The sequence below is a fragment of the Halorubrum sp. DM2 genome (assembly GCF_901686465.1).
Lineage (GTDB): Archaea > Halobacteriota > Halobacteria > Halobacteriales > Haloferacaceae > Halorubrum.
The window spans coordinates 2553257-2579148 of the sequence record NZ_LR594487.1 but is presented as its reverse complement, the minus strand read 5'-3'; the positions used below and the strand labels follow the sequence as shown (position 1 = coordinate 2579148).

At 68.8% G+C, this 25892-nt stretch carries 24 protein-coding genes and 1 pseudogene; 7 read left to right on the top strand and 18 right to left on the bottom strand.

Features of this window, described 5'->3' with window-relative positions; translation table 11 throughout:
* Nucleotides 1-139: 139 nt before the first annotated feature.
* Both QOL69_RS12965 and QOL69_RS12960 read right to left on the bottom strand, forming a co-directional pair.
* Nucleotides 140-406, bottom strand: a complete 267-nt coding sequence (locus QOL69_RS12965) for a hypothetical protein (RefSeq protein ID WP_283403502.1) — start codon at nucleotides 404-406, stop codon at nucleotides 140-142.
* Complete coding sequence (locus QOL69_RS12960) at nucleotides 384-1067, bottom strand: haloacid dehalogenase type II (protein WP_283403501.1); 684 nt, start codon at nucleotides 1065-1067, stop codon at nucleotides 384-386. Before QOL69_RS12960 ends, QOL69_RS12965 begins: the two co-directional genes overlap by 23 nt.
* Nucleotides 1068-1201: 134 nt before the next feature.
* Here QOL69_RS12960 and QOL69_RS12955 point away from each other — a divergent pair, with 134 nt between their 5' ends.
* Nucleotides 1202-2080 (top strand): HD domain-containing protein, encoded by an 879-nt coding sequence (locus QOL69_RS12955; protein ID WP_048077451.1) that lies wholly within the window; start codon nucleotides 1202-1204, stop codon nucleotides 2078-2080.
* A gap of 27 nt (nucleotides 2081-2107) precedes the next feature.
* Here the strand turns inward: QOL69_RS12955 and QOL69_RS12950 are convergent, their stop codons facing one another.
* On the bottom strand, nucleotides 2108-3685 hold the full coding sequence (locus QOL69_RS12950) for an aldehyde dehydrogenase family protein (protein WP_283403500.1): 1578 nt from the start codon (nucleotides 3683-3685) through the stop codon (nucleotides 2108-2110).
* A gap of 117 nt (nucleotides 3686-3802) precedes the next feature.
* Between QOL69_RS12950 and QOL69_RS12945 the strand changes: the two genes are divergently transcribed.
* Together QOL69_RS12945 and QOL69_RS12940 are read left to right on the top strand one after the other, a co-directional pair.
* Nucleotides 3803-7588, top strand: coding sequence for a transcriptional regulator FilR1 domain-containing protein (locus QOL69_RS12945; protein WP_283403499.1), 3786 nt, complete (start codon nucleotides 3803-3805; stop codon nucleotides 7586-7588).
* A gap of 72 nt (nucleotides 7589-7660) precedes the next feature.
* Nucleotides 7661-8173 carry a PUA domain-containing protein gene (locus tag QOL69_RS12940; protein WP_283403498.1) on the top strand — a complete coding sequence of 171 codons (513 nt, stop codon included), beginning with the start codon at nucleotides 7661-7663 and terminating at the stop codon, nucleotides 8171-8173.
* Nucleotides 8174-8632: 459 nt separating this feature from the next.
* Here QOL69_RS12940 and QOL69_RS12935 read toward each other — a convergent pair whose 3' ends face one another.
* The 6 genes from QOL69_RS12935 to QOL69_RS12910 form a co-directional block, all read right to left on the bottom strand.
* On the bottom strand, nucleotides 8633-9643 hold the full coding sequence (locus tag QOL69_RS12935; protein WP_283403497.1) for a presenilin family intramembrane aspartyl protease PSH: 1011 nt from the start codon (nucleotides 9641-9643) through the stop codon (nucleotides 8633-8635).
* A 764-nt stretch (nucleotides 9644-10407) separates the two neighbouring features.
* Nucleotides 10408-11214 carry a carbon-nitrogen family hydrolase gene (locus tag QOL69_RS12930; protein WP_283403496.1) on the bottom strand — a complete coding sequence of 269 codons (807 nt, stop codon included), beginning with the start codon at nucleotides 11212-11214 and terminating at the stop codon, nucleotides 10408-10410.
* Complete coding sequence (locus QOL69_RS12925; protein ID WP_283403495.1) at nucleotides 11211-11642, bottom strand: SRPBCC family protein; 432 nt, start codon at nucleotides 11640-11642, stop codon at nucleotides 11211-11213. The genes QOL69_RS12930 and QOL69_RS12925 overlap by 4 nt, the downstream gene beginning before the upstream one ends.
* Before the next feature lie 76 nt (nucleotides 11643-11718).
* Nucleotides 11719-11946 carry a DUF7123 family protein gene (locus QOL69_RS12920; protein ID WP_004598402.1) on the bottom strand — a complete coding sequence of 76 codons (228 nt, stop codon included), beginning with the start codon at nucleotides 11944-11946 and terminating at the stop codon, nucleotides 11719-11721.
* A gap of 115 nt (nucleotides 11947-12061) precedes the next feature.
* On the bottom strand, nucleotides 12062-12244 hold the full coding sequence (locus tag QOL69_RS12915) for a DUF7525 family protein (RefSeq protein ID WP_283403494.1): 183 nt from the start codon (nucleotides 12242-12244) through the stop codon (nucleotides 12062-12064).
* Between the two features lie 69 nt (nucleotides 12245-12313).
* Entirely contained in the window at nucleotides 12314-13345 is a 1032-nt protein-coding gene (locus tag QOL69_RS12910; RefSeq protein ID WP_048077454.1) for a phosphate signaling complex PhoU family protein, read from the bottom strand.
* A 217-nt stretch (nucleotides 13346-13562) separates the two neighbouring features.
* On the opposite strand from QOL69_RS12910, the gene QOL69_RS12905 reads away from it, so the two are divergent.
* Nucleotides 13563-13922: a response regulator gene (locus tag QOL69_RS12905; protein WP_006629705.1), complete on the top strand. Its 360-nt coding sequence runs from the start codon at nucleotides 13563-13565 to the stop codon at nucleotides 13920-13922.
* Between the two features lie 42 nt (nucleotides 13923-13964).
* Here QOL69_RS12905 and QOL69_RS12900 read toward each other — a convergent pair whose 3' ends face one another.
* Nucleotides 13965-14345, bottom strand: a complete 381-nt coding sequence (locus QOL69_RS12900; protein ID WP_048077455.1) for a DUF7522 family protein — start codon at nucleotides 14343-14345, stop codon at nucleotides 13965-13967.
* A 133-nt stretch (nucleotides 14346-14478) separates the two neighbouring features.
* Here QOL69_RS12900 and aglJ point away from each other — a divergent pair, with 133 nt between their 5' ends.
* Complete coding sequence (gene aglJ, locus QOL69_RS12895) at nucleotides 14479-15513, top strand: S-layer glycoprotein N-glycosyltransferase AglJ (RefSeq protein WP_283403493.1); 1035 nt, start codon at nucleotides 14479-14481, stop codon at nucleotides 15511-15513.
* A gap of 109 nt (nucleotides 15514-15622) precedes the next feature.
* Nucleotides 15623-16705: a DUF8054 domain-containing protein gene (locus QOL69_RS12890; RefSeq protein ID WP_283403492.1), complete on the top strand. Its 1083-nt coding sequence runs from the start codon at nucleotides 15623-15625 to the stop codon at nucleotides 16703-16705.
* Between the two features lie 89 nt (nucleotides 16706-16794).
* Here the strand turns inward: QOL69_RS12890 and QOL69_RS17315 are convergent.
* A pseudogene (locus QOL69_RS17315) lies at nucleotides 16795-17229 on the bottom strand (ABC transporter permease subunit); the annotation flags it as partial.
* Here QOL69_RS17315 and QOL69_RS12880 point away from each other — a divergent pair.
* Complete coding sequence (locus QOL69_RS12880; protein ID WP_283403491.1) at nucleotides 17125-17526, top strand: hypothetical protein; 402 nt, start codon at nucleotides 17125-17127, stop codon at nucleotides 17524-17526. The pseudogene QOL69_RS17315 and the gene QOL69_RS12880 overlap by 105 nt on opposite strands.
* A 59-nt stretch (nucleotides 17527-17585) precedes the next feature.
* Here QOL69_RS12880 and QOL69_RS12875 read toward each other — a convergent pair whose 3' ends face one another.
* The 7 genes from QOL69_RS12875 to QOL69_RS12845 form a co-directional block, all read right to left on the bottom strand.
* Complete coding sequence (locus QOL69_RS12875) at nucleotides 17586-18125, bottom strand: DUF7974 family protein (RefSeq protein ID WP_283403490.1); 540 nt, start codon at nucleotides 18123-18125, stop codon at nucleotides 17586-17588.
* An 88-nt stretch (nucleotides 18126-18213) separates the two neighbouring features.
* Nucleotides 18214-19542, bottom strand: coding sequence for an ABC transporter ATP-binding protein (locus tag QOL69_RS12870; RefSeq protein ID WP_283403489.1), 1329 nt, complete (start codon nucleotides 19540-19542; stop codon nucleotides 18214-18216).
* Nucleotides 19535-20611, bottom strand: a complete 1077-nt coding sequence (locus QOL69_RS12865; protein ID WP_283403488.1) for an ABC transporter ATP-binding protein — start codon at nucleotides 20609-20611, stop codon at nucleotides 19535-19537. Before QOL69_RS12865 ends, QOL69_RS12870 begins: the two co-directional genes overlap by 8 nt.
* A complete protein-coding gene (locus QOL69_RS12860; protein WP_048077460.1) occupies nucleotides 20611-21660 on the bottom strand; it encodes an ABC transporter permease in 1050 nt (349 codons plus the stop codon). Before QOL69_RS12860 ends, QOL69_RS12865 begins: the two co-directional genes overlap by 1 nt.
* Nucleotides 21653-22609 carry an ABC transporter permease gene (locus tag QOL69_RS12855; RefSeq protein WP_048077461.1) on the bottom strand — a complete coding sequence of 319 codons (957 nt, stop codon included), beginning with the start codon at nucleotides 22607-22609 and terminating at the stop codon, nucleotides 21653-21655. Before QOL69_RS12855 ends, QOL69_RS12860 begins: the two co-directional genes overlap by 8 nt.
* A gap of 87 nt (nucleotides 22610-22696) precedes the next feature.
* Nucleotides 22697-24481: an ABC transporter substrate-binding protein gene (locus tag QOL69_RS12850; RefSeq protein ID WP_048077504.1), complete on the bottom strand. Its 1785-nt coding sequence runs from the start codon at nucleotides 24479-24481 to the stop codon at nucleotides 22697-22699.
* Between the two features lie 624 nt (nucleotides 24482-25105).
* Entirely contained in the window at nucleotides 25106-25867 is a 762-nt protein-coding gene (locus QOL69_RS12845) for an acyl-CoA synthetase family protein (RefSeq protein ID WP_283403486.1), read from the bottom strand.
* Nucleotides 25868-25892: the final 25 nt, after the last annotated feature.

The window sequence follows — 25892 nt, the reverse complement described above, 5'->3', positions numbered from 1 at the left end:
ACGCGCGTTTTTTCGAGAAGAGCCGCGTCGCTGGTGGCGTCGGCGAGCCGGGCGCGGACGCGGGTCGGGTCACACCGACCGATCTGTCGGTCTCGCGTTTATAGATTGTGTCTCGGGTCGAAACTGCCGCGCGGGCGACTCAGTCGGCCGCCGGTCCGCCGAGGTCAGCGCGGACGGTCCGGCCGGCGGTCAGCACGAGGATCGCGAGCGCGGTCGCGAGGTTCAGCCACAGCGTCGGGCGGTCGAACCCGGCGACCGCCTCGACCGCGAGCCACCCCAGCAGCGCGACGCCGACTCCGGCGGCTCCGAGACGCGCGCCGCGCCGATCCGCGTAGAGCGCGACGCAGACGGCCGCGGTAGCTCGTCGAGAGCCGCACCCCGGATCAGGCCCCGAGTAGGTCCGCAAGCTCGTGGAGCGTCTCGACGGTCGCGTCCGGGTCGCCGGCGAACGGCTCCCACGGCGTGTCCTTCCGGTCGACCCACGCCGCCTGCATCCCGGCGTGGCGCGCGCCCAGCACGTCGAACCAGCCGGCGGTCGCGTGGACCACCTCGTCGATGGGGGTGCCGGTCCGGGCCGCGCCGTGGCGGTACAGCTCTGCGGCGGGCTTGAACGTCTCCACCTCGTCGGCGCTGATCGTGTCCGCGAGGAGGTCCGCGATGTCGGCGTGGTCGACCATCGACGCCAGCATCTCCGGGTCGCCGTTCGAGAGGACGTAACAGTCGTAGCCCGCGTCGCGGAGCCTGCGGACGCCCTCGCGCACGTCGTCGAACACCTCCAGCTCGTGGTACACCGCGAGGATCTCGTCGCGCTCCGCGGCCGGGAGGTCGACGCCGTGCGCCGCCAGCGCGTACGTCAGCGCGTCCCGGTTCATCTCGAAAAAGGGCTGGTAGGCGTCGACCGCGTTCGCGACGAACGTGTACGCCAGCGACCGCGACCGCCACAGCCGCGACACCGGCTCGGGGTCGGGAACGCGGTCCGCGAGCGCCGCCTCGGCGGCCTCCACGTCCACGAGCGTGCTGTACGAGTCGAAGGTTACGGTCGACACGCGCTCGGCGTCGAGCGTCATATGCGGACCAACAGTCGGCGGCGGAATAAGCGTCGGGACGACGGTAGGACCGACGCAGGCGACCGCGGGACCGACGCGAACACCGGACGCGCCGATCGCGGATTTATAAGCGTCGAGCGTCACTCATCGACGCTATGACCGATCAAGCCGACGACGAGCGCGACCCCACGGCGGGCGACGTCGCCGACGCCGACGCCGAGATCGACCCCGACGCCGACCGCCACTACGACCCCGACGCCGACCACGCCTTCCCCGACGAACGGCTCAACGAGGTCTTAGAGCGGCTCCTGTCCGACGAGGAGATCGTCGCGTACCTGGAGGCCCAGAACGTGAATCCGGTCGCCCGAAAGGGGTACAACGACCACGGCACCAAACACGTCGAGATCGTCCGTGACCGCGCGCTACAGCTGTACGACCTGCTCAAGTCCGGCGGCGTCGAGTTCAACGGCGCGCGCCAGCAGGGGTTGGACGAGGCGGACGAGCCGGTGATCGTCGCGCTGGCGGCGACGCTCCACGACATCGGTCACGTCGTCCACCGCCACGACCACCCGTACTACTCGATCCCGCTCGCGGCGGACTTACTCGACGACCTGCTCCCCGCCTTCTACGACGTGGCGGAGCAGGTCCGCGTGAAAGCCGAGGTGCTCCACGCGATTTTGTGCCATCACACGGAGGAGCAGCCGCTGACGCTGGAGGCCGGCGTCGTCCGGATCGCGGACGGGCTCGACATGGAGCGCGGCCGCTCGCGGGTCCCCTACGAGGAGGGCGGCCGCGGGATAAACACCGTCTCCTCGCAGGCGATCGAGCGCGTCTCGCTCCGCGAGGGCGACGAGACGCCGGTCCAGGTCGTGATCCGAATGAACAACGCCGCGGGCGTGTATCAGGTGGACTCGCTGCTGAAGGCGAAGATCGACGGGTCGCTGCTCGAAGAGAAGGTCCGGACCGTCGCTATCAACACCCACAGCGACGGCGTCGACGGCAACGAGGCGATCGTCGACCGGATCGAGCTGTAGTCGGGATTCCGGACGGCTCCGACCGGCTCAGGGCCCGCGGAGCGTCTCACCCGCGCCGTTCCGGTGGGAGGCCTCGTCAGCGACGCTCGTCGCGGCGACAGTCGTCGTCCGCGCGAGGTGGCCGGGCGTGAGTCCGCCGCACAGCTGGCTCCCCTCGGCGGTGCCGCCGCCGAGCACGGGCGCGGCCTCGAACCCGTTCGACCGCACGCCCGCCGCCGCGATCCCGGGCTGATTGACCACGAGACGGCCGGGGGCGAGCCGCTCCGCGACCCGGCGAGCGCGGCGCTGTTGGGTGGTGTGGACCGCCGCCGCGTGGGGCGCGCCGATCTCGGCCGCCAGCGCGGTCGCGGCGTCGAACCCGTCGCGGCCGTGGACGGCGACCGCGGGGATCCCGGGCAGCGTCGCGAGCGGGTCGTCGGCACCCTCGGGCTCGACGACGAGGAACGCCGCCCGTCGGGCCGCGCTCGGGAGGTCGAGCGCGGCCGCCAGCCACCGCGGCGAGTTCCCGCGCGGGTCCATCTCGCCGTCGACGACGCCGGCGTCGCCCCCATGGTCGTCTCCGGTCGATCCGTCGAGGAGCGCCCGGAGGCGGTCGCACTCGGCGGCGTCGAGGACGTATCCGCCCTCGTCTCCGAGCGCGGAACACAGCGGCTCGACCACCGGCGACACTGTGACGACCGCGGCGTCGCCCGCGGGGTGCGCGCCGAAGTCGTAGGTCGCCCCGACGGCCACCCGCGTCGCCACGGCCGCGGCCGGGACCGACCCGTCGGCGACGGCGACGACCCCGTCCGCGCCGGTCGCGGCGTTCGGCGTCCCGCAGCGCTGTCCGGCGGCGACCGTCGCCTCTGACCCAGCCGCGACGGCGAAGTCCGCCCGCTCGAACAGCGCGTCCGTCCCCGGCTTGGAGGCCGGCGCGGGCAGCATCGACACCGCGCCGGTCGGCGCGCCGGCCTCGGAGAGGGCCCGGCGGACGGTCTCGACGACGACGTCGCAGGTCTCCACGGTCGACGGCGAGGGGGCGAAGACGACCGCGTTCCGCGCCGCCAGCCCGTACAGCGAGAGGACGGCGGGGATCACGACCGGGTGCGTCGCGGGGACCGCCGCACCGACGACGCCGAGCGGCCCGGCGACGGTCACCGTGCCCGTCGCGCCGTCGCGGTCGACCACGCCGGCGGTCGGCGCGTCCCTGAGCGACCGTCGCGCCGCGTCGAGCGTCTCGGCGACCTTCTCGGCCTTCGTTCCCGGGTGCCCCCGCCCCGTCTCGTTGGCCGCCGACCGCGCGAGCCGGCTAATCGTCTCCCTGTCCGCCAGCCGCTCGCCGACCGCGCGGACGAGTCCGTCGACGTCGTCGGGGTCCCACGCGGCCAGGTCGTCTGCCGCCGTCCGCGCCGCCGCGACCGCCCGCTCCGTGCGGCTCGTCGGGTTCTCGACTGACGCTCCGGATCGCTCGGTGGCGGCGGACGCAGGACCGTCGGCGTCCGGTCCGGACCGCTCGCCGCCGGAGTCGACGCCGTCAACGGGTCCGGAACGACCGGGGGCGTCCGTCTCGCCGCGCTCGTTCGTCGCTTCCGTCCCGTCGCCCTCCTCCGTGCGATTCCCGGTCATGGGCTCGACTGCGGCCCGATCCGCCTTATTCTCACCCCGTGGAACACTGCGTCACCCCGCGAGGGGAGCCGTCAGTGAGGAAACAGTTATGTCGGTGGGTGTGGTGCGGGGGGACGTATGACGGAGCCGTCGGAGCTCGTGGGCGTCGTCGAACGCCGCCTCGACTTCCTCGAACGGCTCGCCGCGGAGCCGCTGCGGAAACACGAACTCGTCGACGCGCTGGGCCACTCTCGGTCGACGGTGAACCGCGCGATAGACGAACTGGAGGCGGCGGGGCTCGTCGCCGGCGAGACGGACGGGTACCGGACGACGCTCCCCGGCCGACTGCTCGCGGACGGGTACCGGGAGTTCCTCACGGTCGCCGACGACCTCGCGGCCGCGGGCGACGTGCTCGACCCGCTCGGGGCGAACGCGGAGGTCTCGCCCGCGATATTCCGTGGCGCAGAGACGTATCGGGCCGCGGCTCCGGACCCGTACCGACCGCTGGAGGTTCTCGACGAGGCGCTCGCCGACGCCGACGCGGTCGCCGCCGCCCTCCCGGCGTTCCCCTACCCTCGGGTCGCGGAGCGGCTCCGACGGACCGCTGTCGGCGAGGGGACCGTCGACCTCGCGCTGGCGGAGCGGGCGTACCGGCACGCGGCCGATCGATTCGCGGACGACCTCGGGGCGGTCGCGCGCCGCGAGGGGTGTCGGATCGCGTCGGTCGGCGGCGTCGACGTCGGGGTGGTCGCGGCCGACGAAGTCGCCCTCCTCCTCGTCTTCGACGACGACGGCACGCTCCACGGGGCGGCGTCGTCGACGGACCCGGAGGCGCTCGCGTGGGCGGAGACGAGAGTGCGCGACCTGATCGGCCGGGGGCGTGACGGCGGCGAGGCGATCTCGGCGGTGGACCGCGCCGCAACGCCCGCGACCGAGGACGGACCGGCGGCAGGTGACTCCCGCGACGGCGACGCCGACGGCTTGACGGCAGACGCGGACGCGAACATGGACACGAACGCGGACGCGGCTGAGACCGCGAGCCGAGACGGCGGAGCGAGCGCGGAGCGAAGCGACGGCGACGGTGCGCTTTTCGGACGCCCGAGATCGGACGAGCGAGGGCGTGATACGCTCTCGGCACAGGGATTTCACGCGGTCGACGAGGACCGGCTCGCCGGGGACCCGGATCCGCACGGGCCGCTCCGCGCCACGGCGTCGTTCCCGGAGGTCGACGCGGGGTACGTCCTCGACAGGACCGCGGTGCGCGACGGCGAGCGGCGCTCGATCGCCGGACTGCTCGTCGACGGGCTCTCCGAGGGGACCGACCACGCGCTCGTCGGACCGCCGGGAAGCGGGAAGAGCACCGTCTGTCGGAGCGTCGCGGTCGAGTGGTATCGGTCGGGACGCGGCCCGGTGACGTACCGCGCGAGCGGCGGCGGCGAGGCGTTCACCGCCACCGAGCGGCTGCGGGAGCGCGTCACCGAGGGCGACGGCCACCACCTCGTGGTCGTCCAGGACGCCGTCGACCCGGGGGCCGCAGAGGCGGTCGGCGTCGCCCGCGAACTGGCCGACTGCGACGACGTCTCGTTCCTCTTCGACGCCCGCGAGGAGCCGTACGACGACCCCGACGGCCTCCCGCTCTCCCCCGCGGACCTCCGCTACCGGCGGGCGATCGAGACCGTTCGGATCCCCCGGCTCGACGAGCGCGAGGTCGAGCGGTTCGTCCGCCACGTCGCCGACGTTACCGGGTCGGTCCCGGCCGCCGATCCGGAGTCGCTGCTCGCCGACGTGCGCCGGGTCGACGACGAGCGCGTCGGCGAGCTGCTGTGTCTCGTCCACCGCCTCGTCCGCGCGACCGACGGGGCGGGAGAGACCGACCTCGACGAGGTGACCCGGAATACCGCTGCCGGGGACGACGCGGAGCCGACCTCCGGGCTGGAGACCGCGGTCGCGGAGGCGGTCCGGGAGGTCGAGAGCCGCCCGCCGCCGACCGCGGACGTCGCGGTGTTGGTGAACCTCCTCAACGTCGCCGGCGTGAGCGACGTTCGGACGCTGGCGTACGCGCTCGTCGACGGCCCGGACCGGGGCGTCTCGGACGAGGCGGACGGCGATCCGTCGCCGACGGTCGAGTCGGTTCGCCGGGGGCTCGACCGGCTTACCGGCACGGCCCTCGTCGCGTCGGGCGACGGGGAGTACCGCACCGTCCACGACGAGTGGTCGGTGCTGTTCTTGGAGCAGTTGGTGGCGCGGGAGCCGGAGCCGGTCGTCGCGCGGCGCGTCGGGCGGACCGTCTCGCGGGTACTCGCGCTTGCGGACGACCCGGCGCGTCGCGCTCGGGTCCGACGGGCCGTCGGCGGGGACGCGCCGGCGATAGACCGAATCGAGCGCGATCCGGGAGCGTGGGCGGCCGAGACGGTTCGAGCGGTGTTCGGCGTCGGTCGGCGCTATCCTCGGCTCGCGGCGCTGTACGGCCGCGTCCGCTACGCCTGGATCGACCTCCCGGCGGCGTGCCCGGACGACCTGCGCGACCGCCCGCCGGAGTGGGTGTCGCGGATGTACGTCGACGCCGGCGACCTCGACGGCGCGACCGAGGCGCTCGACGCGTGGCGGCCGGCCGACGAGCGAGGAGCCGCTGAGCGCCAGCGAGGGTACGGTAACGTGGCGCGCCGCCGAGGCGAGTACGACGCGGCGCGAGAGCGGTTCGAGCGGGCAGAGGAACTGTTCGCGGCCGCGGGCGACCGCACGGGACTCGCGGCGGCGGTCAGGGGGCGAGCGCAGGCGGCGCACTTCGACGGCGACTACGAGACCGCCTACGAGGCGGCGTCGCGGGCGTACGCCATCGCCGCCGGGGCCGGCGACCCCATCGGGATGGCGAAGGCGCTGATGGACGTCGGCAACGCGCTCGACGCCCTCGACGGCACCGACGCAGTCCTCGACCACTACCGCGTCGCCGGCGACCTGTTCCGGGCGCACGACGACACCCACGGCGAGGCGAACGTCAGGACGAACCTCGCGGTCGCGCTACGGCGGCGCGGCGACCTCGACGCCGCCGTGCGAACCGCGGGGCGCGCGCTCGACGGCTACCGGACGGTCGGCGACGAACACCGCGAGGCCATCTCCCTGCTGAACCTCGCGGCGGTCGCCGAGCAGCGCGGCGCGGTCGGCGAGGCAGTCGCCCGCGCGTCGGAGGCGCGCGTGGTCGCCGAGCGGGTCGGGTCGGAGATGTACGAGGCGTTCGCGCTGAGCCACCTCGGCAGCGCGGCGTCCCTCGGCGGCGACCTCGACCGGGCGGAGCGGTTCCTGACGGCCGCGCTCGACCGCCTCGACGCGCTCGACGCCGACGCGCGCTGCGCGATGGTGACCGCGATTCTCGCGGAGGTGTCGATCGACCGCGGCGACCTCTCCACGGCCGAGCGCTGGACGGAACGGACCGCGTCGCTGCTCGACGATCACGCCGGCCACAAGCGGCTCGCCGAGGCGGACCGGGTCCGCGGACGGCTGGCGCTCGCTCGGGGGGATCCCGACGCCGCGACGACGGCGCTGCGGTCGGCGGTCGACGCCGCGAGGGAGGGCGGGTTCACGCAGGTCGAGGCCGAGGCGCTCGCGTCGCTGGGGGCCGCGGCCGCCGCGCGCGGCGACGCCGCCGCGGCCGCCGACCGGCTGACGGCGGCCCTCGACCTCGGCCGTCGGATCGAGGGCGCGAAGGCGGTCGTCACCGCGGCCGACCGGATCGCGGACCTGCTCGCCGGGGAGTCCGACGCGGCGGCCGGGGTCGACCGCGAGGCGCTGGCCGAGGCGCTCCGGGCGTCGCCGCCCGAGGGGGTCCCCGCCGACTCGGCCGCGGACCCGACCGCGTACCGAGCGATCGCGGACCGGTGGCGCGTCGACCGCGACGGGGTCGCCGCGGCGTACCCCGCACTCGGCTGAGGTGCGGTCCCCAGCGCCGCTGACGCCGGACGGTGTCGCAACCGCTTTGGGCGCGCGGTCGGTATCGCGGGCATGACCGACGCCGAGACGCTCGCGGACCTGCGGACCGCCGCCGACTATCAGTTCGGGGCCGGCGCGGGCGAGGCCCTGTTCCCGCCGGACGACCCCCTCACGGTGCGCCGGTCGAGCGGCGGCCGCCCGCGGCAGGTGATCGACGGCGACGTCGACGACACGCCCGGCAGCAGCGAGGGCGACCGCCTCGTCTCGTACGGCACCGACGGCCGGTTCACGCTCGGCCTCGCGGGCGGAAAGCGGATCCACGACGCGTTCCCCGAGCCGCGACACCGGATGGTCGTCGGCGAGGAGAGCGAGCCGTTCGTGCGCGAGGGGCGCGACGCGTTCGCGAAGTTCGTCACCGCGGCCGACGACGGGATCCGACCCGGCGACGAGGTGCTCGTCGTCGACGAGACGGACGCGATATTCGGCGTCGGCCGCGCCGAACTCTCGGGTGCGGAGGCCGAACAGCTCGGCTCCGGCGTTGCCGTGAAGATGCGCGACGGAAATCCCGCTGACGACGACTCATAAATCCCTCTGCGGTGGCGCGCGCCTGCGAGCGCCCGAAGGGCGCGAGACAGCGCCGCGCGAGGGAGTCGGCGGCGACCAACGGGAGCCGCCGACGAGGCTGGGGAGGCGTGAGGTGCGGTTGCGGTGCGGGGTGGGACTCGAAGGGGCAGTCGCGAGGCGGGCGCAGGCGACGCAAGCACTGGAAGGAGCGAGCAACGCGAGCGACTGAAGCGCACAGCGAGCATGCGCCCGCCTCGCGACTGGGGCTTCGATGATATTCGTATTGATCAGCGATTTATGAGAAGTGACTACGTACAGCCGAGCGGCTGGGGCTTCGGTGGTGGTGTTCTCGGCAGCGGCTGTGTCGTAGCAAGCGACCGAGGCTTCGCCGGTCGTGTTCTCGGCAGCAACTGTGTCGTAGCGAGCAGCCGGGTTTTTGACGGCTCCCGCGGCCGACCGAAACCCTACGCCCGAATCGACTTATAAGAACGCCGCGAGCCCCAGCGCCTCGATCAGCGGCACGCCGGCGATGACCGACCCGATCAGGTAGCCGCCGATCGCACCGCCGTTCAGCAGCGGGAGGCCCGCGTGCGGGCGGCCCTGAATCACCCACCGCATGAGGACGAGCAGCCCCACGAGGGTCCCGACCATCGCCAGCAGCGCGGGGAGGTTCACCCCCAAAAGCGGGACCGCGAGGTTCGGAGCCGACGAGAACGTCGCGGCACTCGCGATCAACACCGTCGGGATGACGGCGTCGCCCAGCCCGATGAAGAAGGCGTCGCGGTCGCCGGGTTCGGCGTGATCGTCAGGTTCGGCGGGGTCGCCAGCTTCGGCGGGGTCCGCGTCCGACTCCTCGTCGTTATCCGCCCCGGCGGCCTCCTCGCCCACCCCGGCGGCCTCCTCGCTCGCGGTCTCGCCGTCGAGCAGCGAGTACGACAGCGACAGCGGGATCACCAACACGACGGGGATGTTGAGGTCCATGATTCCCTCGGCGAGCGACAGCATGTGTTCGGTCCCGTACACGGAGATGGCGTCGTAGACGGCGAGGACGGCGAGCAGTAGCAGCGCGGGCAACAGGCCGAACGAGATGCCGAACAGCCCGGCCGCGCCCGCGCCCATCAACACCCCCGCGGTGTCTATCACGTACCACTCGGGGTGGACGAGGAGGCCGGCCCCGACCGCGAGCGCCGGCACCGCGGCCGCCAGCGGCGACACGAGCGCGGAGAAGACGTACCACGAGAGGTACGCGGAGACGCCGACGATCAGCAGGCGGATCGCCCCGTCGAGGTCGTAGCGGAACGCCGCGAGCATCAGCCCGGTCATCGCGACGATGGCGACGACGTACAGCAGGCTGTTCGCCGGGTTGTCGGGGTTCTCGACCGCCTGATAGCCGCTGTCGACGAACTCCGGGACAAGTGCCAGCGCGCCCAGCTGGACGGCGAGGAACAGCCCGACCACGAAGGCGACGCCGCGGTACTCGCGGGGGAACATTCGACCGCCGGTTCGGCGGCCGGGGGTTTCGTCCTTGCGCTTCCGGGCCGCGAACGCCGACACCGTCGGCTGCTGGCGGGGTGAGAGGCGTGACAGAAACGGGTCCGGACTCGGTGTGGGAGCGGGTGGGCCCGAACCCGAGCCGGCGGACGACGGACGGTGGAAGCGAGTGGCCGAGCGGCCCGCCCCGAAAGGGATGGGGCCGGTCGGATTCGTCCGCGGCGTTTGCTTTCTCCGGCGTCGGAGATAAGAACGTACCGGCCAAATTATCGGTATAGATACTCCCGACGAGACAGTGAGGCTTCGACCGCGTCGTCCCCGAACGAACTCGCCTCGGCAGGACGAGACGATCGATAACGGTGACGAGCGACAGACGACGGACCGGAGAAAACGCGGAAGGAGGCGAAGTGCGGAACGGGACAGGATACGGAACGAGGCGGAATGCGGGACTATCGGAACGGGAGGAAGCGGAAAGGGGTGGGCGAAAGGCGAACGGAGAGGTGGTGGGAGGCGGGCGGGCGGCGGCCGGACAGCGGACCCCCAGGCTGTCGTCGGCGACGCCGCCCGGGTGGTCGGGACGGGCGCGCGGATTGTTAACGCCGAACTCCAACGAGAAAAGCGTCGGACTTCGGCGACCGAACGTACGTGCCTCACAGGTATAAATATGTGAGATCCGGTCGCGGCGCTCCCGTCGTTCAGAGCCGAAACGCCGAGACCGCCCCGTTACCCGCCTCGGGGCGGCTCACCGACGATTGGGGAGCAACTCACCGACGGTCGCGGAGCGCCGGGAACTCCTCGCGGACCGCGGCGACCCGGTCGGAATCCACCGTCGCGGTGACGACTCCGGGGTCGTCGCCGACCGACGCGAGCGCGGTCCCCCACGGGTCGTACACCGCGCTCCGTCCGCAGAGCGCGTCGCCGCCGAAGCGACCGCTCCCGTTGACGGCGGCGACGTACGCGAGGTTCTCGATGGCCCGCGCGCGACCGAGCGTCCGCCAGTGTTCGATCCGGGGGTACGGCCACGCGCTCGGCACCAGCACGCACTCGACGCCGCGGTCGACCATCTCGCGGAACTGCTCCGGGAACCGGAGGTCGTAGCAGGTCGTCACGCCGAGCGTGACGCCCGCGACCTCCGTCACCGGCGTCCGCTCGCCGGGTACCATCCGGTCCGTCTCCTCGGAGCCGTACCCGAACAGGTGTCGCTTCCGGTAGACGAGGCGACGCTCGCCGTCGGCGTCGAACAGCACCGCGGCGTTCGCGAGGCCGGACTCCGCCGGCACGTCGATCCCGTCCGCGGCCGACGCCGACAGGTCCTCGACGACCGTCCCAGCGAGTACCGCCACGCCGTGTTCGTCGGCCGCGGCGGCGAACCGGGCGAGGCGGTCGCCGGCGAGGCTCTCGGCGGCCCGGCCGTACGAGTCGAACGCGAAGTAACCGACGTCGAACAGTTCGGGGAGAACGACGAGGTCCGCCCCCTCGTCGGCGGCCGCTTCGATCCGGTCGAGCGCGCGGTCGACGTTCTCCTCGACGGCACCGCCCTCGACCGCCAGCTGGACCCCTGCGAGCCTCATGCCGGCGAGGCCAGCGAGGCGCGGAGCGCGGCTTCGAGGTTGTCCAGTTCGGCGTCGAAGTTCCGCTTGAAAAAGGACTCGACGCCGGGGAGCCGCCCGTCGACGACGAACTCGTTGGCGAGTCGGCAGCCGCCGTCGTCGGTCTCGGTGATCTCGTGTTCGCCGGTCACGCGGAACGCCCGCGACTTCCCGACGAACTTCACCCGGTTCGGGGGGTCGCGCTCGACGTCCTCCGTCTCGACGTCGATGGTCGAACGGATCATCGGTATCGGCAGCGCGACGTGCCACGTCGCGCTCCCGTCGTCGTGAACCTCGAAGGAGTCGACCACGCTGATAGCGCCCGCGCGCTGCTCCGCGTCCGAGATGAACGCCCACACGTCGGCCGGCGGCGCATCGAACTCGAACGTCCGGGAGACTCGAACGGTCATACGATCCCGTTTGGGGCTACGGGGGTTAAAAATGCGCGTCGACGGAGTCGGAGACGAGGAACGCGGCGGGCGGGCCTCACCCGTCCGGCGTCACGCGCCAGGTCGTCGACTTGGCGCGGCCCCACTTCTCGATGTCGACGTCGTCGGACTTCTCGGCGAGACGGGGGAGCCGCGACCCCACCTGTTTGGCGGTGAGACCGATCGCGTCGGCGATCGTCTTCGAGCGAACGTACCGCTCGCCACGGGTGACGCTGTCCGTGAGGTACGCGAGGATCCGCTGTTCCTCCTCGGTGTACTCGCTCATTGGCGTATCTACGTGTCTGACGCTCTTAACGGTTTCTCGTTTTTCCGAACGGACGCCGATCGCCCCCGTGGAGAGGAGCCGAACCGGCAGCAGCCGTACCGGGGCCGGGAGTCGGTCAGTCGAACAGCTGAACCGCGCCGACGGCGAGCGTCGCGAAGACGAACGCGCCCGCGAATCCCCACGCCTTTCCGAGCTGTCCCGGGTACGCAAACATCACCACGGCACCGACGACCGCGATGGCACCGAGCGCCAGCGCGACGCCGACCTCCTTGTCCGATTCGATGGAACCCTCGCTCATACGAACCGCTTCGCGGGGGACCACTTAGTTCATGCGAAGCGGGCGACGGGGACCGAGACCGCCGTCCCCTCAGATGATCTCGACGTGATCGGACTCCTCGTTGAGCGCGAGGTTCGCCGCGATCTCGGCGTTCCGCATCGCGTACTCCGCGGTGTGTTGGAGGCTGACGAGCACCTCGCGGGTCATCAGCAGCGTTTCGTTGTCGAGGTCGTTCGGGAGTTCGTCGAGGATCTCCTGTTCGCGGTCTTCGAGCCGCGAGAACAGGTCGCGGCACTCGACGGTGAGGTCGTAGTCGCGCTCGACGACGGCGCGGACCGCGAGCGCGGTCAGCTCGTCGACCTGATCGGTGAACTCGCGGATCTGGCGCATCGTCGCGCTGTCGACGTCGAGGGTGTGGCCGTCCGCCTCCATCACGATCTCGGCGATGTCTTCCGCGTTGTCCGCGGTGAGTTCGAGGTTCTTCGCGACCGAGCGATAGCCGATGAGCGGGAAGCCCTCTTCGAGGCCGACCGCGCGGGCGAGGTTCGGATTCTGGTAGGCGGTGAAGATGAGCCGGAGCAGGAGGACGAATATCTTGTTCGCCTGCCGCTCGCGGTTGAGCGCGCGCTGCGCGAGGTCGGGGTTACCGTGCGCGAGCGCCTTCACGGCCTCGCCGCGCATCGTCGACCCGGTGTTCTCCAGCCGTTCGAGCAGGTTGTCGAGGGTGAAGTCCTCGGGGTCGACCGAACAGCGGATCGAGATGTCTTCCGGCGTCTCCTCGATGACGCCGAGACCCATCAGCTGCGTCTCGGCTTTGTACACCGCGTTGATGTGCTCGCTGTCGAGCGTCCCCTCGCTGCGGACGTGGATCACGCGCCGACCGAGCACGTACTGCGCGACGATGGCGCGTTCGAGCGAGCGCGCGTCGAGTCCGTCGGCGTTTATCACCGCCTCCGACTCCTCGCTGCTCACCGACTCGGGCAGCACCGTAAGCGTCCCTTTTCCCCCCATCCGCAGCGACACCTCGTCGCCTTTGTTCACGCCGTGTTCCTGCGCCCACTCGGCCGGGAGCGTCATCGCCAGCGTCGACGGCCCCAACCGTTGGACTTTCCGCGTTTCCATGCGCGAACATATCGCGGGATAGACCTTAACGTTGTTCCCATGTTCATTATATGCTTTATCGAATATACAAGGGGGAACCGCACGCGCCGATCCCCGTGTGTCGGTGTGAGCGACCGAAACGGCGGGGGTCGGCGACGAGGGATCACGTCGACGACGAACGACCGCTCCGATGGCGAACGATCCGCGCGCTTATATCGGTCAGGCGGGGATAACGGGTATGACCGAGCGGGTACTCGTCGTCGACGACTCCTCCTTCCAGCGGACCGTCGTCCGGGACGCGCTGGCGGACCGGTTCGAGGTCGTCGGCGAGGCGGAAAACGGCGCAGAGGCGGTGGAACTCTTCGAGGCGTACGAGCCGGACGCGGTGTCGATGGACGTCGTGATGCCGGAGATGACCGGGATCGAGGCGACGGCCGCGATCAAGGACCGCTGGCCGGACGCGGTGATCGTGATGTGTACGAGCGTCGACCAGCAGGAGAAGATGATGGAGGCGGTGAAGGCGGGTGCCGACGGCTACGTGACGAAGCCCGTCGACGCCGAGGAGCTGGTCGGCGAGTTCGAGAGCCACCTCGGGTGAGGCCCGGTCGGCTCCCGCGGTCGCACCGAACTCGGGGTCGAGTCAGGCCGGGTCGAACGACCGGAGGATCGTCGCGAGGGCACTCGCCAGCTCCTCGAACCGGTCTATCTCCATCGAGTCGGTCGTCAGCCACGCGCCGTGGCCGTTGGCGATCACTCGGGTGAGGTATCCGTTCTCGAACACGCGCACGGTGAACCGGTAGTCTCCGAGCTGCGTGTTCGCGTACAGCGACTGCGCGCGGAATCCCTGTCGCTCGTTCTCCGCGAAGCCGATCAGGTCCGCGGTTCGGCTCAGGTCGCTACGGAGGTACAGCTGTTCGACGTCGTCTTCGGTGAAGTACGTGAGACTCCGGAGTTCGTCGCCCGTCGCGGTGCGGGTCGCACTGAGGAGCTCGTCGATCTGTTCGGTCGATGGATGAGACATACAACCATGATCATCGCTCTCATACATGAGCGTGTGGGTGGCCACGCCGGGACGAGGGCCGCCCACCGGAATCGGGAGTCCGTGACGGCCGAGAAGGACAGAGTTTACCGACTCCCGGGTGATCGCTCGTCTGATGAGCGAGTACGACGACGTCTGCGTCCTGTTGCCGACGATGAACGAGGCGGAGACGGTCGCACGCGTCGTCACTGACTTCCGCGACGCCGGCTTCGAGCAGGTCCTCGTGATCGACGGCCGCTCGACGGACGAAACGCGGTCCGTCGCCCGAGAGGCCGGCGCGCGCGTCGTCGAACAGTCGGGACGCGGGAAGGGACAGGCCGTCAGGGAGGCGGTCCGGGACCACGTGGACGCGTCGTACGTGCTGATGGCCGACGCCGACGCGACCTACGACGCCGCGGACGCTGCGGCGATGCTCGATCCCCTCCTCGACGGCAACGCCGACCACGTCATCGGGAACCGGTTCGCGGACATGCGCTCCGGGGCGATGACGCGGCTGAACCGGATCGGGAACCGCGTGATCAACCTCGCGTTCCGGGCGATCCACCGCAAGAACTACCGCGACATCCTCTCGGGATACCGGGCGTTCACCCGCGAGTCGTTCGAGCGCCTCCATCTCACCGCGGACGGGTTCGGGATCGAGACCGAGATGGCCGTCGAGTGCGTGAAGAATCGCCTCTCGGTTACGGTGGTACCGATCACGTACCGAGAACGGCCCGGCGGCTCGGCGACGAACCTCCACCCGATCCGGGACGGCGGGGTGATCTTCCTGGAGCTGTACCGCAAGGCGAAGACGAACAACCCGCTGTTCTACTTCGGCAGCGCCGGCGTGGCGTCGACGGCGTCGGGGGCGGCGATGGCGGCGTTCGTGCTGTATCGGTACCTCGCGTTCGGCGTCAGCCACGAGGTGATCGCCGTCGGCGCGGTCGGCGCGATCATCCTCGGGATCCAGCTGCTCGTGTTCGGCGTCCTCGCCGACATGATCCACTCGCTTCACGTGGAGCAGATCGAGCGGTACGAACGCTCTATCGACGATCGAGCGGCCGGGCGTCCGTCCGGGACCGATGGACTGGAGGCCACCGAGGGCCGCGACTCCGACGCTCGCGGCGCGGAGTCCACGCGACGCGAGGAGCCGGGCGACGCCCGCGACTGACCGAGAACGAGTCCCGTCGGCGGGCGGTCTGCGGGGGCCTGCGGGCGGTCTACGGGTGGTGTGATCCGAGATACCATCTGCTTTTGTCGCTCCGGGGGTATCCCTAGGTATGAGCTCCCGTGGCACGTCGTTGCGAGACAGGATCCGCGAACCGGAGTACACCGGGGAGAACCGCTGCGTCCCGTGTACCGTGCTGAACGTGGTCCTCGCCGCGGCGCTGACCGCGGCGGCCGCAGTGTTCGGGCCGGTGGTCGCGGCGGCCGTGCTGGTCGCGTCGCTAGGGAGCATCTACTACCGAGGCTACCTGGTCCCCGGAACGCCGGAACTCACGAAGCGGTACCTCCCCGACCGCGTGCTCCGCCTGTTCGGAAAGGCCCCCGAAGGCCCCCGAGACGGGTGGGAGAGGGCGTCGACGGGAGGGTCCGACGAGGTGACGGTGACCACGTTCGAGGCGGACCGGACCGCCGAGGGGACGAGCGAGGTCGCCGAGCGGTCCGCCGCCGAAGTTTCCGACGGGTCCGCGGACGACGACTCCGATCAGTCCGCGGACGAGTCCGAGGACCGGTCCACGGACGAGACCGACCACGACTCCCCCGCGGGCGACGAACCCGAGTTCGAGACGGTGGAACGGATTCAAGACCAGCGCGAGAACGCCGTGGATCCGACCGAATTCCTCCTCGACATCGGCGTCGTCGAGCCGACCGACGACGGCGCGGACCTCGTCTTCGAAGAGAGCTTCGCCGAGGCGGTCGAGTCGCGCGTCTCGTCGCTCGAACGGGAGGACGTGCGGGCGGAGACGCTCGCGGAGATGTTCGGCGTGAGTCCGGACGACGTCGCCTTCGAGGACAGGGAGTACCCCGCGGTGACCGTCCTGCGGCGCGTTCGGAAGTGGCCGGGCGACGGCGCGTACCTCGCGGACGTGGCGTCGCATCTCGCCCTCGTCGAGCGCACCGATCGGTGGCTCGACGTGCCGGCCGAACAGCGGCTCTCTATCCTCCAGTCGCTCCGGTCGTTCCTGTCCTCGTGTCCGGTCTGCGGCGGCGAGGTCGCCGCGACCGCGGACACCGTCGAGTCCTGCTGTATGGCCCACGAGGTGGTCGCGATCCGGTGTGAGAGCTGCGGCGAACACATCCTCGAACTCGAACCGGAGAAGATCGCGACGCCCGGCGAGGACACGGGCATCACGCCGTAGGCCGGTCCGAGCGAGTCCTCAGCCCATCTCGACCCGCGGTCGAGGTAGCCGTACGCCATGTCCTGGACGACGTTCCCGAACACGCCGACGCCGATGACGACGACGGTCCCGCCGAGCAGCACCGGGAGGTCGCGGTCGGCGACCGCCCGCAACAACAGGAGTCCGAAGCCCTCGATGCCGAACAGGGCCTCGATCACGAACGTCGAGAGGACGAGCAGTCCCAGCGCCTCGGTGAAAAGCATCGAGAAGAACGGGATCGCGGCGTTCCGAAGGACGTGGGCGGCGACGCGGTACCCCGACGCGCCCTTGGCCCTGACGAGCGAGACGAACTCCGCCGTGGCGTACTCCCGCGAGTGAGCGCGGGAGTAGCTGACGTAGCCGCCGAGCAGCGCGGCGAACGTTAGTCCGATCGGGAGCAGATGTTCGAAGACGAACGGCGGCGGGTCCAGTCGGCCGTCGACAGTGAACGAAAAGAGCATTCCCCCGACCCAGAAGCCCGGGAGAGCGAAGAGGACGTACGCCACCGCGACGCCGCCGGATCCGACGCGGCTCTCGGGCCCGAACTCCCCGACCCCGAGGCGGAGGCCGCGGTCGACGACGCGGCCGCGAGGCTCGCGGACGGCGACGTCGACGCCGCGGACGAAACGCTGGCCGCGGCCTTCCCCAGCGTCTGCGAGCGCGAAACGCCGGCGGCCGTCGACCGGCCGACCGAGGGCGAAACGGAGCGGCAAACGACCGGGACCGTCAGCTGCCTCCGGCACGGTCGGGCGGAGAGCGCGGAATTGACCCGGTCAGACGAAAGTGACGAGACCGGGCGTTAGATCGACAAGACGGCGGCGAAAAGGCCGGGTCATCGGCGGATCGGTCCGGGAAGCGCGGATCAGCGGACGATCCGCACCGTCGTCTCGTCGGTCAGGCCGCGCTTCTCGGCGTCCGTCGCGTTGATCGCGACACCGATGGTGTGGGTTCCGACTCCCGCCGGCTCCCACTCGCTGTCGGAGACCCTGAACAGCTGGTCCCACCGCTTTTGGAACTCCTTGCGTTCGCCGCGGTCGAACGACAGCTGCCCTTCCTCGTCGGGCGGGTCTCGGATCGGGACCTCGGCCGCCTCGACGTTGCCGTCGACGGTCCACTCCCAGAGGAGCGGGGAGACGGTCGGGATCGATATCGGCACCGGCAGGCGGTTGCGAAGGGTCACGCGGAACGGGACCGGCTCGCCGACCTCGTACTCGTCGTCCGACGTCTCCACGGACACCGACACCGGAAGGTGACGGAACCGTCGGGGGATCAGGAGGTCGCTCAGCGTCGACGACGGGACCGATCGCAGCGCCTGAAGCTTGGTCCGTCGCTCCTTTTTCGACGGCGCGTGGGCTTCCTCGTCGTCGCGGTGGAGGGCGTTCGATTCGTAGATCCGACGCATTGGGGGCGTTACGACGAGCGAAGCATAAAGGGTTACGCCGGACGGGCGGTCGACGTGCCCGAGTCGGAGCGCGAGTCGCGAACGTCGGTTACGCCGCGTTACCGAAGACGTCCCGCTCGTCGTCGAACCGGTCGTCGAACCGGAGACACGAGATGTGGTGGTCGTCGCTCACCTCGTACGCGTCCGGCTCGTGCGTCGAACACGGCGAGGTGAACGCGTCGTCCAACGCCGTCGCCGCCGCGGAGAGCTCTTCGTCGCGAAGCAGATCGATCGCCTCCGAGACCGCGGCCTCCGCGTCGTCGTCCGACAGGCGGTCCGGGAGGTCGAACTCGGTGCGGACCATCCGACCGAACTGCTCGCGCGACGCGTCCGTCGGGTCCGTTCGCGATCCCGTCACCTCGCTTTCGAGCTCCGCCGTCACCGACCCGACGGCGTCCGCCTCCCGCGTCCGGAGCTTCATGTCCATGATCGACCGCCACGTCTCCTGCGAGAGGTCGTAGTCGGCGTCGCGGATCACCTTCGGACATCGGGTGTGGAACCGGCAGCCCGACGGCGGGTCCAGCGGGGAGGGAACGGTCCCGGACAGGAAGATCTGCTCGCCCTCCCAGAGCGGGTCTGGTTCGGGAATCGCGGAGAGGAGCGCCTCCGAGTACGGGTGGTACGGTGGCTCGAACACCTCCTCCGTCGGCGCGATCTCGGCGATCTCGCCGAGATACATCACCGCGATCCGGTCGGAGATGTGCTCGACGACGCTGAGGTCGTGAGCGATGAACACGTAGGAGAGCCCGAACTCCTCTTGGAGGTTCTCCATGAGGTTGAGGATCTGCGCTTGAACGCTCACGTCGAGCGCGGACACCGGCTCGTCGCAGACGATCACCTCGGGATCGACGGCGAGCGCGCGGGCGATGCCGATCCGCTGGCGCTGACCGCCGGAGAACTCGTGCGGATAGCGGTTCGCGTGGCTCGGGTTCAGGCCGACGGTTTCGAGTAGTTCGTAGATCCGCTCTTTCCGCTCTTCGCCGCTCGCGATGTCGTGGATGTCGAGCGGCTCGCCGATGATGTCGCCGACCGTCAGCCGCGGGTTCAGGCTGGAGAACGGGTCCTGGAAGATGTACTGGACGTCCTTCCGGAGGTTCCGGAGGTCGGAGCTGGATAGGTCCGTGATGTCTTCGCCCTTGTAATAGACGGAGCCGCCCGTCGGCTCGACCAAGCGGAGCATGCTGCGTCCGAGCGTCGTCTTCCCGCACCCGGACTCGCCGACGACGCCGAGCGTCTCGCCCTCGTGGAGTTCGAGGTCGACGCCGTCGACCGCTTTCACCCACTGCGACCGACCGAGAAGCTTGTCGACGAACCCGCCGGTCGAGTCGTAGTACTTCTCTAACCCCTCGACTCGGAGGATCGGTTCGGCGCTACTCATCGCGATCACCCTCGACGTACTGCACGGCCGCGCCGTCCGCCGGGCCGGTCGTCTCGACGGAGTACGTGAGCCCCTGCGAGAGCCCCTCCGTGTACTCGAGACAGGCCGCGGCGTGTTCCGTGTCGAGAGTGGCCTCCGCTCCCGACTCGACGTCGGTGAGCGGCGGCTCCTTGCGCGTACACTTCTCCTCGGCGAACGGACAGCGCGGGTGGAAGCTACACCCGGAGGGAAGCTGAACGAGGTCGGGCATCACGCCCGGAATCGTCTGGAGCCGCTCCCGCTTGTCGCTGACGCGGGGGATCGAGCTCATGAGTCCGACCGTGTACGGGTGTTTGGGGTCGTAGTACAGCTCCTCGACCGGTGCCTTCTCGACCGGTTTCCCGGCGTACATCACCATGACGCGGTCACAGACCTCGGCGATGACGCCGAGGTCGTGGGTGATGAGCTGAATCGCCGTGTCGAACTCGTCGGCCAGCTCCCTGAGTTCGTCGAGGATCTGCGCCTCGATGGTCACGTCGAGCGCGGTCGTCGGCTCGTCCGCGACGATCAGGTCGGGGTCACACGACAGGGCCATCGCGATGATCGCCCGCTGTTGCATCCCGCCCGAGAACTCGTGCGGGTAGTCGGAGAACCGCTCTTCGGCCTCCGGGATACCGACGCGGTCGAGCAGCTGAATCGTTCGCGCCTTCGCCTCCTTGGACGTGTAGTCCAAGTGGTGTTCGATCGCCTCCGCGATCTGCCCGCCCACCGTGTATACCGGGTTGAGCGCCGTCTGTGCGTCCTGAAAGATCATCGATACCTCGTTGCCGCGGATCGAGCGGATCTCCGACTCGGACATCTCCAGCAGGTCCTCGCCTTTGAACAGGATCTCTCCGCTCTCGATCCGGCCCGGACTGTCGATCAGTCGCAACACGGAGAGTGCGGTGACGCTTTTGCCCGCGCCGCTCTCGCCGACCACGCCGAACTTCTCGCCCTTCTCGATGCGGAACGAGAGGTCGTCGACAGCCGTTACCACGCCCTCTTGGGTGTAAAATCGGACGGTGAGGTCCTTCACTTCGAGCAGCGCCATCAGTCCTCACCTCCGCGGCCGACACCCGTCTGCTGTGCGTCCAGTGCGTCGTTGATACCGTCACCGATCATGTTCATTGACATCACGAAGATGAAGATCGCCGCACCGGGGTAGACCGTCGCCCACCAAGGGATCTGGCCGCCCGGTCCCTGGATGAGCGTCGACCGCGTGGCGTTCAGCATGGTGCCCCACTCGGCCGAACTGGGGTCTAACCCGAGTCCGAGGAAACCGAGCGCTGCGACGCCAATGACGACGCTCCCGATGTTGAGCGACGCCAAGACGATGAGCGGCGGCATCGCGTTGGGAGCGATGTGTCTGAAGACGACCGAGCGGTCGCGCGCGCCGAGCGCTTTCGCCGCCATCACATACTCGTTTTCTTTGATCTTCAGTACTTCCCCTCTCACCAGACGGCCGTACCCCGCCCAGCCGAAGAGGCTGAACGCCAAGACGAGCTGCCAGTAGCCGCCGCCGAGGATGGCGACGATGATGAGCGCTAAGATGAGCCCGGGGAACGCGAAGATAGTGTCGACGATCCGCATCATCAGCTCGTCGACGTTGCCGCCGTAGTAGCCCGAGATGGAACCGTAGATCAGCCCGAACGACCCTGTGAGTCCGACGACGATAAAGCCGATCGAGAGGCTGTAGCGGCCCCCGACGAGGATCCGCGAGAACAGGTCGCGGCCGGAGCCGTCGACGCCCATCGGGTACTCCCAGCTGGGTGGGTCATACACCTCGACGGCCGGGTCTTGGAGGTACAGGATAGTCGTGGGGTCGTACGGAGCCAACGAGAACGGTTGGACGACCATGCCGAACATCTCGATGGGACGGGCGAAGAACGCCGCCAGCGACATCAGGACGACGATGACGAGCGCGCCCATCGCGGAGCGGTTCCGCTTGAACTTCCGGAAGCCGCGCCGCCAGCGGCCGACGGTTTCGCCGCTCGATTCGTCGGTCCAGTCGGACATCGGCTCTCGGTCTCTGACGCGGTCCGAATCGAATCCAGAGATGCGGATCCGGCCGCGTTCGTCGTGAGTTTGTCGGTCAGTCATATCGGATCCTCGGGTCGAGCGCCGCGTACACGATGTCGGCGACGAGGTTCGCGAGAATGACGAAGAACCCGGTAAACAGGGTGATCGCCATGACGACGTTGATCTCTCGCTGGTTGATGGCATCGATGAACTCCCGTCCGAGTCCCGGCCAGTTGAACACGACTTCTACGACGACCGATCCGGCCACGATAGAGGCCGTGAGCGTCGCCGCGAGCGTGACGACCGAGATCAGGGAGTTCCGCAGTACGTGTTTGAGTATCACCGTTCGTTCGGGCAGGCCCTTCGCCCGCGCGGCGGTGACGTACTCCTTGTTCAGCTCCTCAGTCATCGACGTTCGCATCACGCGCATGATGCTCGCCGCCGAGGCGGTTCCGATGGTGAGACCCGGCAGAATGAGGTACCACAACATCTCCGGGGAGAGGAGCGACTGTCTCGACGGCGGCAACACGGGAAATAGACCCAGATACAGCGAGAATATCAGGATCAACATCAGCCCGAGCCAGAAGTTCGGGATCGAGATGCCGGACAGGGCGAGGAAACGGCTAACGGTGTCCCCGAGATTGTCCTTGTTGACCGCCGCGTAGATCCCCGCCGGAATGGCGATGACCAGCGCGAACGCCCACCCGAAGAGGCCGAGCGCGATGGTCTCCGGAAGTCGCGCCCACACGATCTCCGAGACCTCGCGGCCCGTCTGGAGCTCCTGTCCGAAGTCACCGACGAGCACGTTCGAGATCCAGTTCAGGTACTGCTCCCAAACGGGGCCGGAAAGCCCCCACCGTTCGCGAAGCGCAGCCTCTTCCGCCGGACTCACATCCGGGTTCAACGCGACCAGCTGCGTGACCGGATCGCCGGGAGTCAGGTGAAACAGCCCGAACGTGATCACCGACACCCCGAACATGATGGGGATTATCGACAGCGTGCGTTTTAGTATGAAACGTTGGAGGCTCATCGTTGCTTGTTCATCGCAGTTGGTTTATCCGCCAGTAGACGTAACGAGGTCATTCGTGTCATCGAAACGGGGGTTTTCGCCGAGGTCTCAGTTGTCCGCGGCGACCTGATCAAGCAGCTCTTGGGCGCGCTCGGGGTCGTACTCGTTCGTCGGACGGATCTCTTCTTCGAGCGCCTCGTAGTCGGTGGTTCCGGTTCCCTGCGCCAGCTGAGGGAGATCCGTCCACGCGGCGCGGGCGTAGCCGTTGTAGATGTTTTCGACGATTCGCTCGCGTGGGATCAGATGATTGATCGCCTTCCGAAGACGCGCATCGTCGAACGGGGCCACGTTGACCGGATACTGGATATAGTCGTATCCACCGGTTTCGACGCTGTGAATGATGTAATCATCCGAAGCACCGAAGTCGTCAAGAGTCGACGTTTCTAGCCCGTACGTAGAGTCGATCTCGCCGTTCTGAAGCGCCCCAGACCGGGTGGAGTCGTCGGGAACAATCTCGACCTCGAAGCCGTCGATGACGGGACCGTCCGGGAAGTCGCTGGAGCCGTCGAACCAGCTGAACGCCTCGCTGACGCCTTTCTGTTCGGTCCAGTAGTTGTCGAACTTCGTGACCTCGTAGTACTGCTCGTCTTCGAACTCGGAAAACTCGTAGGGACCCGTCCCAATGGGGATGTTGTCGTCCCGGGGGTCGATGATATTCCGCTCGCCCTCGCCTGTCCCTTCGTTGGACGCTTCGATCTCTTCGATCTGCGTGGCGTTGAGAATGCTCAGACCGGGGAGTTCGCGTTCGGCTTCAGCGTCGGCGATCTGCGCGTACAGATCGACGGTGTACTCGTCCACCTGGACGGCCGCCAGTACCGAATCGAATGTCTGTGCGGAGATGTCCGAGTTCTGCGTGTACTCGTAGGTCGCGACGACGTCTTCCGCAGTGAGTTCGTCGCCGTTGTGGAACTCGACACCCTCTTGAAGGTTGTACCGGTACTGCATTCCGTAGGTGCCGTCCTCGGCTGCCTCGATGGCATCGTCGGGGAGCAGGACGCGGACCTCGTCGTCCTCGGCCGGATTGTCCTCGGGATGCTGGACGATGACTTGGTCCGCATCTACCGCGCCCTCTTCGGTCGTCCCGACGGTCGACATGTAATCCGCGTACGCGGTCCGGTCGATGTCGTTCGTGTCGAGTAGTTCGTAGCTCTCGGCAAGCCACGGGTGAATATTGCCTCGAGTATCGTTGGCGATCAGCCCTTCGAAGATGAATCCCTGCGCCAGCGTTGACGTCGTGTCGTTGCTGTACGGCGGATCGAACGAGTCGATGTTCGCGCCGACCGCGATGCTCATCGTACCGCCCTCTGTGAGGTCAGAGAGCTCGGAGTCGCCCGCGGCGTTGTCACGGTCAAGCCACATGATCTGTTCGTCCTGCGGCGCGAACATGTTGTAGCTGTACGTTCCTTCCGCGAAGGGCCACATCTCGAAGCCGTGAACGTCCGTATTTGAGACGGCGGTCGAAAGACCGAAGTGGGTAATCGAACTGTACCGCTCTTCCGCGAGGTAATTCCACACCTCGTCGTAGCGTTCGGCACGAAGTTCGGAATCCTCGGCAACCTCAACGCCGTACCGTGCGGAATCCATCAGTTCATCCAGCTCGGGATCACTGATTCCGTTGAGGTTACAGCACTGACCAACGTTATCCGAGTGATGGAGAGCGTTACAGAAGCTCTCCGGGTTAAACGTCCCGGAAAGCCCAACACAGGGAATAAATCCGTTGTTCTGGTATTCAGGGTCAAGGATACGGCCGAGGTACGTGTTCCACTCGTACGTCTCGACGGTCGTGTTGAAGTAGCCGGTCTGCTCCATCGACTCGGCTATGAGTTCGACCATCTGGAGCCGGTCACTATTGTTAGCGCCGACTTCGAGCTGAACGTCGAGGGGGAAAAGCTCTCCATCGCCGCCGTCTCCGCCGTCACCGCCGTCGCCACCGTCGCCGCCGTCGGATTGGCCGCCACACCCGGCCAGGCTGGCTGCGCCAGCCGCCCCGATGGTGGCGATAACGTTACGTCGATTTATGTTTTGGTTGGAATCGGATGCGTTGTGCCGACTTGGCATACCACATCCTACAACTGATTACTATAATATGTTACGATACGCTGGGGGGTGGCGTTTGGAACGTATTATTGGACATAGTTTGATTTATACAACCAAATATGTGCGCAATTACAAATCATGGAACGACAACCCGACGAGGGAAAATGAATAATCATTATGGAATACAAGTGTGTTCGAATCTTGAAATCACGGATCTGTCGAGTGTGTGTTACTCTCTCCTCGATCCGCCCCCGAAGTGATGGGGAGTTGGGAAAAGATCGATTGAGACCCGACGGATCGCGGAGACCGAGGGCCGAGAGACGGATCACCGGGAGACGAGTCGCCCCGGAAGACGGGCCGCCCAAGGGACGAATCGGCCGCATCGGCGTCGGACAGACCGACCGCAACTCCGAACGGCCGTCACTCCGCCGTCGACGCGAACTCCGCCGGGTCGATCCGGTGCGGCTCCGGCACGTCCGCGTCGCTCGGAGCCACCGCCACGTCGCCGCGGGGATCGCCCGTCCCGTCGACCGTTTCTTCCCCTTCCTCCGGCGGGGCGAGCACCGCGGTCCCGCCGACCGAGAGCGGGGCGAGGAGACCGGCCGCGACGGCCGGCGGATCGGAGAACGGCCGGCGGAGGACGACTCGCGTCTCCGCGTCTATCTCTCCGCTCTCGACGGCGGTCTCCGCGATCGAACACAGGTCGCCGTGCGTGAACTCGCGGGGCGGCCCGGCGACGGCGACATCGTCGGGATCGACATCGCTTGGCGGCATCCCCGGGTTCTCGCTCCACAGCTCCTGCTCCCAGTGCGTGGTATTGGGGCGGTCGGGCGGTCCCCCGAACGCGGCGAGGTTCGTTCCGGGTGACGGGTCGAGGGCGGCCGCGGTCGCGACCGGCGCGAGCACGACGCGGTCGCCGGCCTCGATTCCGGCCGCCGGGTCGAACCGCACCGGCGCGCCGACGGCCGCGGCACCGAGGAACGCGAGCGTGGTATGAAACCCGGGCGTCGGGTCGACGGCGACGGTCGCGCCCGCGCGGACGCCGAGGTATCGGAGCACGTTCGCCGCCTTGTAGCCGTTCGTGATCAGGTCGTGGTGGGTCCGCTCCCGGCCGTCCGGCGTGACGAGCGCCGTGTCGCCGGTGCGCCGGTCGCGCGCGAGCAGGTCGCCGACGAGTTCCATGTGAGAACCTCGGAGCGCGCCGGCC

Coding starts and splice junctions, on each gene's coding strand:
- QOL69_RS12960 (WP_283403501.1), bottom strand. CDS start 1,067: ATGACGCTCGACGCCGAGCGCGTGTCGACCGTAACCTTCGACTCGTAC.
- QOL69_RS12955 (WP_048077451.1), top strand. CDS start 1,202: ATGACCGATCAAGCCGACGACGAGCGCGACCCCACGGCGGGCGACGTC.
- QOL69_RS12950 (WP_283403500.1), bottom strand. CDS start 3,685: ATGACCGGGAATCGCACGGAGGAGGGCGACGGGACGGAAGCGACGAAC.
- QOL69_RS12945 (WP_283403499.1), top strand. CDS start 3,803: ATGACGGAGCCGTCGGAGCTCGTGGGCGTCGTCGAACGCCGCCTCGAC.
- QOL69_RS12940 (WP_283403498.1), top strand. CDS start 7,661: ATGACCGACGCCGAGACGCTCGCGGACCTGCGGACCGCCGCCGACTAT.
- QOL69_RS12935 (WP_283403497.1), bottom strand. CDS start 9,643: ATGTTCCCCCGCGAGTACCGCGGCGTCGCCTTCGTGGTCGGGCTGTTC.
- QOL69_RS12930 (WP_283403496.1), bottom strand. CDS start 11,214: ATGAGGCTCGCAGGGGTCCAGCTGGCGGTCGAGGGCGGTGCCGTCGAG.
- QOL69_RS12925 (WP_283403495.1), bottom strand. CDS start 11,642: ATGACCGTTCGAGTCTCCCGGACGTTCGAGTTCGATGCGCCGCCGGCC.
- QOL69_RS12920 (WP_004598402.1), bottom strand. CDS start 11,946: ATGAGCGAGTACACCGAGGAGGAACAGCGGATCCTCGCGTACCTCACG.
- QOL69_RS12915 (WP_283403494.1), bottom strand. CDS start 12,244: ATGAGCGAGGGTTCCATCGAATCGGACAAGGAGGTCGGCGTCGCGCTG.
- QOL69_RS12910 (WP_048077454.1), bottom strand. CDS start 13,345: ATGGAAACGCGGAAAGTCCAACGGTTGGGGCCGTCGACGCTGGCGATG.
- QOL69_RS12905 (WP_006629705.1), top strand. CDS start 13,563: ATGACCGAGCGGGTACTCGTCGTCGACGACTCCTCCTTCCAGCGGACC.
- QOL69_RS12900 (WP_048077455.1), bottom strand. CDS start 14,345: ATGTCTCATCCATCGACCGAACAGATCGACGAGCTCCTCAGTGCGACC.
- aglJ (WP_283403493.1), top strand. CDS start 14,479: ATGAGCGAGTACGACGACGTCTGCGTCCTGTTGCCGACGATGAACGAG.
- QOL69_RS12890 (WP_283403492.1), top strand. CDS start 15,623: ATGAGCTCCCGTGGCACGTCGTTGCGAGACAGGATCCGCGAACCGGAG.
- QOL69_RS12880 (WP_283403491.1), top strand. CDS start 17,125: ATGTTCGAAGACGAACGGCGGCGGGTCCAGTCGGCCGTCGACAGTGAA.
- QOL69_RS12875 (WP_283403490.1), bottom strand. CDS start 18,125: ATGCGTCGGATCTACGAATCGAACGCCCTCCACCGCGACGACGAGGAA.
- QOL69_RS12870 (WP_283403489.1), bottom strand. CDS start 19,542: ATGAGTAGCGCCGAACCGATCCTCCGAGTCGAGGGGTTAGAGAAGTAC.
- QOL69_RS12865 (WP_283403488.1), bottom strand. CDS start 20,611: ATGGCGCTGCTCGAAGTGAAGGACCTCACCGTCCGATTTTACACCCAA.
- QOL69_RS12860 (WP_048077460.1), bottom strand. CDS start 21,660: ATGACTGACCGACAAACTCACGACGAACGCGGCCGGATCCGCATCTCT.
- QOL69_RS12855 (WP_048077461.1), bottom strand. CDS start 22,609: ATGAGCCTCCAACGTTTCATACTAAAACGCACGCTGTCGATAATCCCC.
- QOL69_RS12850 (WP_048077504.1), bottom strand. CDS start 24,481: ATGGTCGAACTCATAGCCGAGTCGATGGAGCAGACCGGCTACTTCAAC.
- QOL69_RS12845 (WP_283403486.1), bottom strand. CDS start 25,867: ATGGAACTCGTCGGCGACCTGCTCGCGCGCGACCGGCGCACCGGCGAC.